The sequence below is a fragment of the Clostridium sediminicola genome, from assembly GCF_050402865.1.
GTDB classification, from domain to species: Bacteria; Bacillota; Clostridia; order Clostridiales; family Clostridiaceae; genus Clostridium_AF; species Clostridium_AF sediminicola.
On sequence record NZ_BAABMF010000043.1, the window covers coordinates 1 to 10,896 of the forward strand.

The following is a 10,896-nucleotide window of genomic DNA, read 5'->3' on the forward strand; positions in this document are numbered from 1 at the left end:
AAAAAGTTGCAGTAAACGATCGTTTTGGACAAGTTGGCGATGTAGATTTCTTGAAGCAAGAATATAACTTAACAGCAGAAGATATTGTAAAAAAAGCAAAGAAAGCAATTGCAAGAAAGTAGAATTTTTATGTATTATCAGATAAAAAATTAGAGGAAGTGAGTGATATGGGTAAAGTTTTAAAAATTAGTGAACTTCCAAGCATTATAGAAAAATTTTCATTAAAAGGTAAAAAGGCATTTGTAACTGGTGCAGCAGGCGGTATTGGACGTTCCTCTGCGGCAGCAATGGCTGAATTGGGTGCCGATGTTGCAATTATGGATATTCAACCGAAGGAGCAACAGCTCAAAGAATGTGCGAAGGATATTTCTGAAAGATATGGCATAAGAGTTTTACCAATTGTTGGAGACGTTTCCGACGAAGCTTCAGTCATCAAAATGTATGATGAAATTGTCAAAGAATTTGGCACAATTGATATTGTACACAGCAACGCGGGCATTGGTACAATGGATGACAACTGTGATATCAGCCTTGAGTCATGGAACAAAATGCTTGCCGTCAATCAAACAGGTATGCTGCTGATTGCGAGAACGGGTGCAAACATTATGAAAGAGCATGGCCATGGAGGCTCAATTATCATAACCGCATCTATGTCTGCATCCATCGTCAACAAATTTCCTGCAAATAATTTAACCATGGTTGCCTATACTGCTACAAAAGCGGCGGTTGAACATATGACAAAAGCTCTAGCTATCAACTATGTAGAGCATGGTATCCGCATCAATAGTATCAGTCCTGGCTATATCCTTTCGGGTCTGCACGATCAGCTTCCCAAAGAGTTTTTGGATTTCACTTCAAGTACAGTGCCTATGCAGAGATATGGTACGTTGGATGAAATTGTTGGCGTAATCGCACTGCTTGCTACCGATTTATCTAGCTATATGACTGGTTCAGATGTAATTGCAGATGGTGGATACACGATATGGTAAATTAAATATATATAGGGTGGTATGCTAAATGAAAAGAAGAGTTGCTGTTTTGACAGCGCCAATGAAGTTTGAAATTGTTGAGGAAGAAATTCCGAAAATTGCTCCGCATGAAGTTCTTATTAAAGTGGTATCTATTGGTCTTTGCCATTCTGATATGCCGACTTATTATGGTCAAAGTGCTATGGGTTATGATAAATATGGTCATTTTACTATGGTTAAGGATTTACAATATCCTCTTGCTCTAGGACATGAGCCTGTAGGTATTATAGAAGAAGTTGGAAGTGGGGTTACTCATTTAAAAGTAGGAGATTATGTAGGTGGACCTATAGCCCCTGCATTTGCTTCTCATATTGTGGCAATTGGTGCAATGTGTGTTCCTGTACCAAAAACAGTAAAAGATTTAAAGTATTGTTTACCTGAACCACTTACTTGTGTTTCGAATATTGTACAGGTGGCAAATCCCAAATTAGGGGATACAGTAGCTGTAGTAGGGTGTGGCATGATGGGATTACTAACTATAGCAGGATTAAAGCATAGCGGTGCAAGTGATATTATTGCTATTGATGTATTAGATAACAAACTAGAGCTTGCTAAAGAATTTGGTGCTACAGTTACTTTAAATCCTAAAAATGTAGATATGGATGCAGAAATTAATGCAATTACCAATAATGCAGGTGTAGATGTTGTTGTAGAAATTACAGGTAGTTTGCGTGGTTTAAAAACTGCCACCTCTATTATCCGTCATGCAGATATGTATGGATATGCAGGGCGTGGTAAAATCTTAATTCCTTCTGTATACGGCAGAGAGGAAAAGTGGGATCCGCAGATTGGTTATGATTTGATGTTCCGTTCTCCAATTTTACATTCAACACATCCTTGGTATTGTGAAGATTATCTTAAAACAGCCAAAGCGGGTATAAATGCTTATATTAGCGGTATATTACCACTCCAGAAACTTATTAGTCATGAATTCTCATTAGAAGATATAGGTAAAGGGTTTGAATTAATGGCCAGTGGTGACCCAAGCTATATTAAAGGTATTATTTTACCGTAATATGTAAAATGGGAAATTGAATAAATATATTAGGAGGACATGAATATGATAGAACAAGTCAAATTTTTAAGCCCTGAGTGGGAAAAACTAATGAAGGACTCCCTTAAAGCAGAGTTTTGCAAAAAAGGTGGAGTTACCACAGAATTTATGCAAGTAGTAGAAGGGTGCCCAGATGGGACAAGTAAATGGATGCTATTTAAGATTAAAAAGTCAACTTATGTAAGCTACGAAGTGGGTGAAGGCGAACAACCTGAAGCAGAGTTCAAGGCATTTGCGCCATATGAAATATTTCAAAAGGTAATTTTAAAGGAATTAGATGGAAGTAAAGCGCTCATAAATGGTAAATTTAAACTTAAAGGCAATATGATGAAAGCAATGGGGCTCATTGGTATATATAACCGTGTTGAAAAGGTACAACGTGCTATTCCAACCATATTTTAGAGTATCGTTGGGATTATTAGATTAAATAAAATTTCATTAAACAATTTTTGTAATTCATTTCAAATATAAAAAATAAGCGAGGTTGTTTTTGATTTTTATGTGAAAGCAACCTCGAAACACTTTAATAAATAAAGTTTACCGCAAGCATTACAAACTTTATATAAATCAATTATTCATGAAACAAAAGTAAATTCCTAATGAACGTTGAAAATTAGAACATAGGCTTACAGATATCATTCCACCTAATAAGTAAAAAAAGTAAAATATGTTATTTTTTATATTAAAGTTGAAATATAAATCCATGAATAATTTGAGGAATAACAGGGGGAGATGTAAATGGATGAAATAAAAATACATAAATCTAAAATAAACGAAAAAAAAAATGAATTGAATAAGCTAATCGAAAAAAATCTTCCAAATTTATTGACAGATGAAATACTTGAAGTTAGTCAAGTTTTGGATAAGTTTATTAGTAATTATTTTTTTTCTTCAAAACTTATGAAAAACTAGAGGTGGAATATATGAAAATTGGCATTTTAACAAGTGGGGGAGATGCTCCAGGAATGAATGCTGCTATAAAAGCAATAGTAAAAGTGGCAAACAACAATAATATAGAAGTTTTTGGAATAAAACATGGTTATAAAGGGTTAGTAGAAGAGAAATTGATTAAATTAGATAATTTTATAGTTGATAGTATTTCAGAAAAAGGAGGAACTATACTTAAAACAGCTAGATGTTTAGAATTTATGGAGGAAGAGGTCAGAAGGAAAGCACTAGGAATATTAAAGAAATTCGGAATAGATAGTGTAATTGTAATTGGTGGAGATGGTTCATTTCAAGGAGCTGAGAAGCTTAGCAAATTAGGAATAAAAGTTATAGGATTGCCGGGAACTATAGATAATGATTTATCTTATACAGATTACTGTATAGGATTTGATACAACTTTAAATACTGTTTTAGAGTGTATTGGTAAAATAAAGGATACAGATTCTTCTCACGAAAAAACTACTATTATAGAAGTGATGGGAAGATATTGCGGTGATTTAGCTTTATATTCAGCTTTAGCAGGAGGAGCAGAAATAATATCTACTCCTGAAAGAAAATTAGATTTTGAAACTATTTGCATAAAATTAAGTGAAAATATAAGTAGAGGAAAAACTGATAATATAATAATAATAACTGAAAGAATGTATGGTATAGAAGAACTAAAAGAATACATAGAGGAAAAACTTCAGATAAGTATAAGAACTACAGTTTTAGGATTTGTACAAAGAGGAGGAAATCCGTCTGCATTGGATAGAGTATTAGCTAACAAAATGGGGGCTAAAGCAGTAGAATTATTAATAAAAGGTGTTTCAGGAAGAGCTGTTGGAATTAGAAATAATGAGATAATAGATGTAAATTTTAGCGATATAAACAATAAAAATATTGAAAAAGATAAGGAATATGATTTGCTGAATTTACTTTTATAATTATTTTAATCTATGTATGATTAGGGAAGGGGAAGAGTTTATGAAAATATCATTAGGAAGTGATCATGGTGGTTTTCCTTTGAAAGAACAAATATTAAACCATTTAAAAGGTAAAGGATATGAGATTACTGATGTTGGGACATTTACAGAAGAATCTTGTGATTATCCTGATTATGCAATAAAAGTAGCAGAAGATGTTAAAAACAAAAAATCGGGTTTTGGTATTCTTGTTTGTGGAACAGGAATAGGAATTTCTATAGCTGCAAATAAAGTGTCTGGGATAAGAGCAGCACTTTGCAGTGATACTTTTAGTGCTCATGCTTGTAGGGAACATAATGATGCAAATATATTAGTTTTAGGACAAAGAACAGTAGGTGTAGGACTTGCTTTGGATATTGTAGATACTTTCTTTGGTGCAAAATTTGAAGGTGGAAGGCATGAAAGAAGAGTAGAAAAAATAGCTAGGATAGAAGAGCAAAATTGTAAATAAAGAGTTTGTGAAATAAAAGGAGGAGAAGTATGAAAAAAAGAAATTTATTCAAAAGGACGGTTGCATTTGGCTCTGCCCTTACTATGGCAGCAACTTTGAGTGGATGCAGCAGCAATCAAGAAACTCCGGTAACTTCTCCAGATTCGCCATTGTCCACTGGGAATATTACAGGGGAAAATGGAGAAAAGCCTAATGTTGTTTACATTGTTTTAGATGATGTTGGCTTTGGAGATTTAGGATGTTACGGTTCTTCTATTAATACACCCAACATGGATAAATTAGCGAAAAATGGTATTCAGTACACGAATTATATAACAAGCCCCATGAGCTCTCCTAGCCGTGCATCCCTGTTGACTGGTAGTGAATCTAACTTTATTGGTATGGGTAGCGTTTCTGATGTTACAGCAGGTTCGCTGGTACCGAATATACAGGGGAACGTTGACCCAGAACATGGTTTTATTACACACACCTTAACAGAAGCAGGATATAATAACATGGCTGTTGGTAAGTGGCATTTATCTTCTTATGACAACTTCACTCCAGATGGAAACAAACAGCAGTGGCCATCCGGTAGAGGCTTCGATATGAACTATAACTTTGTAGGAAGCCAAACTAATCAGTTTGAACCAGGAGGTATTTTCGAAGGTGATAAATTTATAGTGCCAGATACTTCTGACCCCAATTACCACATGACAACGGATATTTTTAACAAAACATTAGAATATATTGATTCTACAAATGATGATGAGGCGTTCTTTTCATATGTAGCTTTAGGTGCAATGCATGGCCCTTTCAATGTAACAAAGGATTATATTGAAAAGTATAAGGGTAAGTTTGATGAAGGTTGGGATGTTGAAAGAGAAAAAATCTTTAAAAGGCAAAAGGAACTGGGTCTTTTCCCCGAAGATGCAGAGATGCCGGAACAAACCTTTAAGGCAGAACGCTGGGGTACTCTTAATGAAAAACAAAAGGAAGTAGCAGCAAGGCATATGGAAGTATATGCTGGTTTCTTGGAGCATACCGATGCCCAGTTGGGTAAGTTTTTAGATGAACTGAAAAAGAGAGACGAGTATGACAATACACTCTTTGTTATAGTGTCTGATAACGGCGCAAACTCCAATGCCGGCCCAGATGGAACGCTGATTGCACATGACAACGAAAACCTTTATAAACGTGATTTTGATGATATGTATGCACACCTCGATGAGTTTGGTAGCAAGGCATATGGTACTCAGTACAATAGCGCTTGGGCAATGGTATCTGACACACCTTTCAGACATTATAAGGGTACTGCACATTACGGGGGTATTCGTACACTTTGTATTGCAAGCTGGAAAGAAGGAATCAAGGAACCAGGAAGACTTTGCAAGGAGTTGGTTGCAGTTTCTGATGTCCCTGCAACCATATTGGATGTAGTTGGGGTAGAGAAATTGAAGGAAGTAAATGATGTAAAGCAGGAGCCAATGCAGGGTATCAGCTTTAAGGAAAGTTTTGAATCCAGCAATCCGATGACAAACTCAAGAGAATCAGTTGCTATGATGATGATGATGGACAGAACCTATATCAATAAAGATTATACGATTGTAACCAATCCAAAGACCAGAGAATGGGAACTGTATGATGCTATAAATGATCCGACTCAAAAGTATAATCTGGCAGAAAAAATGCCTGAAAAGTTGGCAGAAATGCTGAAAGAATTCGAAACAGTTGAAGTGGAAGTACTAGACTCACAAAACCTAGTTATGGATTTTGTCCATGGTGTAAAGCCGGAAGTACTGATAGAACGTTATGGCGAGACTGCTAAGGAAGTGCTAAATATAATACAAAATGGAGGAAAACCATCATCTGCAGAGAGAGCAGAGTACTTGAAAATAATACAGGCAATGACCCATAAGGTGGAAGGCAGTGGATATGCTGGTATAGGTATATTATGGTACAAGCCACCTACGAGCCCCTTGAGTGCAAAGGAATATACTTATAACCCTGAAGATGGAAGCTTCTTCTCAATGGCTTCAGCTCCTACTAATGCAGTATCTCATATCATCAAAACAACTATTGAAGTTGGCGCAAATCCGGAAGGGGTAATCCTTGCAAACGGCGGTATTGATGGTGGCTATGGGCTTTATGTAAAGGATGGCAAGTTGGTTTATGTAAACAACTATTGTACAGATTTTCAGAAGTTGGTTTCTTCTAAGCCATTAGTTAAAGGCAAGAATGATATTGAAGTAGAGTATCAGAAAAAGGGCTTAGCTAATGGTACAGCGATCCTAAAGCTGAACGGTAAGGAAGTTGCAAGGGATGATATCAGACATTTACCACTGTTGTTCTCTTATGACTATATCAGCTTTGGAGAAGATATAGGGTCTAAGGTAAGTGATGATTATACAGATGAATTTAAGTTCAATGGTAAACTTGGCGATGTCCATATCAATATTGGTGACGATTGGTACAAGTAAACGTATCCATTGAATAAAGAAATAAATTGTTCTATGAGTATAATTTCTGTAGAACGCCGTTTTTGATTGAGCCGAATGGAGAGATTTAGATTCCTAAGTGGTGCTATCAAAGTGATTTTATGAATGTCTCTTCACTATGATAAAGGAGTGGAAGAATGAAAATGACGGGTCAAAGAGGTTTTCATATGATGGCTAAGCCTATGGGACCTATATGTAATTTAAATTGTAAATATTGTTTTTATTTGGAAAAGCATGAATTGTTCGATCAGAACGAAAAGTTCCTTATGAATGATGAAGTGCTGGAAGCATATATAAAAAAATATATTAATAGCCAGTCTATTCCAGAAATATCTTTTGTATGGCAAGGTGGAGAACCTATGCTGGCAGGGCTTGATTATTATAAAAAAGCTATTAACTTACAAAAGAAGTATGCTGGCGAAAAAAAAATTATCAATTCTATTCAAACAAACGGAACATTGTTAGACGATGAGTGGTGTGCATTTCTAAAAGAAAATGGTTTTCTGGTGGGAATTAGCTTGGACGGACCAGTATTTTTCCATGATAAATATCGTGTAAATCGTCAGGCGAAGTCTACTTTTTATGAAGTGGTGGCAGGCATTAAGCTGCTGAAAAAATATCAGATTGAGTTTAATGTTTTAATGTGTGTTACCAAAGAAAGTGCGCGCTATGGAAAGCGTATTTATCAGTTTTTCAAGCAAATGGGGGTACGGCATATACAGTTTACCCCTTTGGTAGAACGGGTTCCAGATGAACAGGCTATGAAGATGAACCTAAATTATGCATTGCCTCCAGTTGCGGGAGAAGGTAAATTGTCTGAGGTAGTTACTTCTTTTTCAGTAGAGCCAATTGCTTATGGTGAGTTTTTGGTTGAAGTTTTTGACCAATGGGTGAAAAATGACGTAGGAAAAATATTTATTAGTAATATTGAAGTTGTTTTGCCTGCATGGATGGGACTTGGGGCAACTATGTGCACTTACGCTGAAAAATGTGGAGAAAGTGTGATTATTGAGCATAATGGAGATATTTATAGTTGTGATCATTTTATGTATCCATCTTACCGGTTAGGAAATATATTGATAGATGATCCTATGCAGTTGGTAAAATCAAAGCAGCAGATGGAATTTGGTGAAGTGAAAAATAAGAAGCTTTCCCAAAAGTGCAGAAATTGCGAAGTATTATTTGCGTGTAGAGGAGGATGTCCAAAACATCGTTTTGTACAATATCAAGGAGATAACTTTGCAACAAATTATTTATGTGAAGGATATAAGAAATACTACACTTATATTCATCGCTATATGAAAGCTATGGTTCAACTGATTGAAAACGGATTACCAGCTTCTAAAGTGATGGAATTGCAAAAAGGCCCTATTATAATGTTCAATGATTAGAATGTATACAATCAAAAGTGAAAACTCATTTCATGATGCTTACAAGAGTGATTGATTCTCCGATGCAAATAGCTGAAAATGGGCTGTGTGCATCGGAAATCTGATCTGAAGCAAGGAAAATTAGATTCTTGATTCGTAGAAAAGTTAGTAAAATAAAAACAGAATAAAGCAGTGATATTTGGAAAGTGTTTGTTATGAATAATTAGTTTTAATATTATATTTTTTTATTTTTCTATAAATTGATGATTTGCTCATATTAATACTTTTTCCTGCATTAATGATGTGCCCATTATGTTTTTTTAATGCATTTTCAATCAGTTCTTTTTCTAGTTCATTTATAGAAGTAGTGATATCTTTATGAATTGCTAATGGCTGAATAGGTAAAGTTTCTTCTGTACTATGTTGGTCAGAAGAATATCTTGAAATATTCTCTGGGAGATTATCACAAGTGATAGTATAATCCTTACAGGTATAGTAAGCACGAGAAATAACATTTTGTAACTCCCGCACATTTCCTGGCCAAGTATAATTTGTTAGTGCAATAAGAAATTCAGAGGAAAAAACTTTATCGGGGATGTATGGCTGTGATGTTATTTTGTTTAAGAAAAAGTGAGATAATTTGATAACATCCTTATGGCGGTCCCTTAATGGGGGGATTTTGAATTTTAAAACATTTATACGATAATACAAATCTTCTCTAAAATTGTTATTTTTAACCTCTTCCTCTAAATTACGATTGGTTGCAGCAATTACTCGGATGTCCAGTTCTTTTTCTGTTTTACCACCTATACGTAAAGCACGATGAGTATCTAAAACACGTAATAATTTTGCCTGAATATCTAAAGGTAATTCACCAATTTCATCTAAAAAAATAGTTCCACCATTTGCTAATTCAAATTTTCCAGGGTTTCCGGAATTAAGTGCTCCAGTAAATGCTCCTTTTTCATAGCCAAATAGTTCACTTTCCACCAATGATTGAGGAAGTGAAGCGCAGTTAACAGCAATAAAAGGTCCTTTTCTTCTGTTACTTTCACTATGAATAGAATGAGCAAATAACTCCTTTCCAGTACCACTTTCCCCTTCAATTAAGACACTACAATTAAAGGTAGATATCTGTTTCATTATAGTAATTATATCTTTGATTTTATCATCACTTGTAATGATATCTCTAAATGTATACCTAGACTGATTTCCTGAAATCATGTTTGCTACATGATTTATAGCCTTTGATTCTCTGAATAGAATAATTGCTCCAATAACCTTATTTTTTACCTCCATAGGTGTAATAGATATATTTAGAGGAAAAACTTTATTATTTAACTTTAATTCATATTCCAGATAAGAAAAAGGACGCTTTATTTTGAAAATATTTTCATAAAAATTAGGCGGATTAAAAAGATTAGTAATGCTATTTTTGTAAATTTCATTATTATTTAAATTTAATATTCGCATTGCAGATTTACTCATACTTTTTATTATAAGATTTTCATCCAATACAATCATTCCTTCAGAAATAGTGTTAAGTGTATTGGTTATAAGCTCATAAGAATGTGACAGTGAAATTTGTTTTTCAATGGAAAAAGCAGCAGAAGCAACCATTCCTAAGGTGTGCTCATGGCTTTTAACAAATTCACCGCTCATATTAATACATCCGATTAGATTGCCGTTGTTGTCATGGATTGGGGCGGCTGAACATGTTGCGTTCCATTGTTTTTTACAGTAGTGTTCTTCAGCAACAACTTGTATTGGAGTATCTAGCATGAGTGCTAGACCGGAGCCGGAAGTACCCACTACATCTTCGCTCCATTTTGAACCTATAGTAAAAGAATAATCTTCATAAGCTTTTTTAGGATCAACACCCACAATATATAAAACATATCCTTCTTTGTCATGTAGTGAAATGACATATTGAGTACCTTTGACTAATTCAAATAATTTATTAATAATTGGCTCTCCAAACTTTAAAAGTTCAGAGTTTTGTTCCAATTTAGTTTCTAAAGATTCTCCAGTCAATATTTTTATTTCAGGATTTTCGGCGTTAATTCCATATTCTCTACTTCTACGCAAAGAAGCTTCTATAATAGAATCAAATGTAATATTGGTTTTTTTTTCAAAAGTATCCATGAAGATTCCTCCCTATATTTAGAGGTGGTGTAAAATTATACATACACAAACATAGTTTAGCATAAAAGGCAGGCTAAAACAACTTAAAAAGTATTATTATTTTTGGTAGTAGAAAGTCTATCTTACGAAGACTAATGATAAGTTGGTCATATGTAGTAGGTGAAAGCCAAGTAAATAAAAATAGAATAATAGTATAAATTAATTACTTCTTAAGATCTTATTTACAAAAATAATTGGGAAATTCTCATTACAGGGAAAATAATGGGAAAAAATTCCCGGTAATGAGAATAAATAAATACAATAATTGGTAAAAACATAAAAAAGATATGAAAACCTATTTAGAATTACGACTATATTACTATTATTTTAGTTGGCATAATTGTTGCTTTTATAAATTATATGGCGGTAAGAGAATTACCATAAAAAACATAGGAGGGTAACAATATGTTAAATGAAACTAA

General features: G+C 34.2%; 9 protein-coding genes. 8 read left to right on the forward strand and 1 reads right to left on the reverse strand.

Annotated elements, in window-relative coordinates:
- Positions 1 to 167: 167 nt before the first annotated feature.
- The 8 genes from ACQ3F0_RS26295 to ACQ3F0_RS26330 all read left to right on the forward strand — a co-directional run bounded on the left by ACQ3F0_RS26295 (position 168) and on the right by ACQ3F0_RS26330 (position 8,311).
- Positions 168 to 989: an SDR family oxidoreductase gene (locus ACQ3F0_RS26295; protein WP_428868792.1), complete on the forward strand. Its 822-nt coding sequence runs from the start codon at positions 168 to 170 to the stop codon at positions 987 to 989.
- Between the two features lie 28 nt (positions 990 to 1,017).
- Positions 1,018 to 2,043, forward strand: a complete 1,026-nt coding sequence (locus ACQ3F0_RS26300) for a zinc-dependent alcohol dehydrogenase (RefSeq protein ID WP_428868793.1) — start codon at positions 1,018 to 1,020, stop codon at positions 2,041 to 2,043.
- Between the two features lie 45 nt (positions 2,044 to 2,088).
- On the forward strand, positions 2,089 to 2,484 hold the full coding sequence (locus ACQ3F0_RS26305) for an SCP2 sterol-binding domain-containing protein (protein ID WP_428868794.1): 396 nt from the start codon (positions 2,089 to 2,091) through the stop codon (positions 2,482 to 2,484).
- Positions 2,485 to 2,820: 336 nt separating this feature from the next.
- Positions 2,821 to 2,994: an aspartyl-phosphate phosphatase Spo0E family protein gene (locus tag ACQ3F0_RS26310; protein ID WP_428868795.1), complete on the forward strand. Its 174-nt coding sequence runs from the start codon at positions 2,821 to 2,823 to the stop codon at positions 2,992 to 2,994.
- Positions 2,995 to 3,005: 11 nt separating this feature from the next.
- Positions 3,006 to 3,956, forward strand: coding sequence for a 6-phosphofructokinase (gene pfkA / locus ACQ3F0_RS26315; protein ID WP_428868796.1), 951 nt, complete (start codon positions 3,006 to 3,008; stop codon positions 3,954 to 3,956).
- A 40-nt stretch (positions 3,957 to 3,996) separates the two neighbouring features.
- Entirely contained in the window at positions 3,997 to 4,446 is a 450-nt protein-coding gene (gene rpiB, locus ACQ3F0_RS26320; protein ID WP_428868797.1) for a ribose 5-phosphate isomerase B, read from the forward strand.
- 29 nt (positions 4,447 to 4,475) lie between these two features.
- Entirely contained in the window at positions 4,476 to 6,902 is a 2,427-nt protein-coding gene (locus ACQ3F0_RS26325; protein WP_428868798.1) for an arylsulfatase, read from the forward strand.
- Positions 6,903 to 7,057: 155 nt separating this feature from the next.
- Positions 7,058 to 8,311 (forward strand): anaerobic sulfatase maturase, encoded by a 1,254-nt coding sequence (locus ACQ3F0_RS26330; protein ID WP_428868799.1) that lies wholly within the window; start codon positions 7,058 to 7,060, stop codon positions 8,309 to 8,311.
- A 192-nt stretch (positions 8,312 to 8,503) separates the two neighbouring features.
- On the opposite strand, the gene ACQ3F0_RS26335 is transcribed toward ACQ3F0_RS26330, so the two are convergent.
- Positions 8,504 to 10,435, reverse strand: a complete 1,932-nt coding sequence (locus ACQ3F0_RS26335) for a sigma-54-dependent Fis family transcriptional regulator (RefSeq protein WP_428868800.1) — start codon at positions 10,433 to 10,435, stop codon at positions 8,504 to 8,506.
- Between the last annotated feature and the right edge of the window lie 461 nt (positions 10,436 to 10,896).